The sequence below is a fragment of the Streptomyces flavochromogenes genome (assembly GCF_000717595.1).
GTDB classification, from domain to species: Bacteria; Actinomycetota; Actinomycetes; order Streptomycetales; family Streptomycetaceae; genus Streptomyces; species Streptomyces flavochromogenes.
In genome coordinates, this window is sequence record NZ_JNZO01000110.1 from 1 (window position 1) to 436 (window position 436).

Here is a 436-nt window from a genome sequence, read left to right on the forward strand (position 1 = left end):
GTTCTCCATCGCGACCATGAAGGCGTCCTGCGGTTCACCGGCGCGCATCCGGCCCAGGCGGAATGCCGTGGCCCCCTCCGCCAGGGCCCGCACGAGGGTACGGAGTGCCTCGTGCGGGCCCTGCCCCGTCTCGGGCAGGGGCTCCCCCATCGCCTCCCGCACGCGCCGCGCCACGGCGTCCGGCCCACCGGCCGGAAGCGGGCCGCCGCGGATCTCCGCGCCTTCGCGCAGGGCGTCGAGGGTGGTGCCGAGGAGGCGGCTCAGGGCGGCGGGATCGGCGGCGAGGGGTGGGGGTTCGGCACGCATGGACGACAGAGTGCCGGGGGTTGTGGCGGTATGTCCGAGGAGTCGCGGCTTGTAACCCGAACGGGTGACCAGGGGCTATGCGTCCGCGCCCCTGAGTGCATGCCGCACGCCCGCCCCCGCCACCTGGCAC

Annotated in this window: 1 pseudogene; it reads right to left on the reverse strand. The window is 75.5% G+C overall.

What is annotated here, in order from left to right:
- Positions 1–306, reverse strand: a pseudogene (locus IF00_RS42285) (hypothetical protein); the annotation flags it as partial.
- Between the last annotated feature and the right edge of the window lie 130 nt (positions 307–436).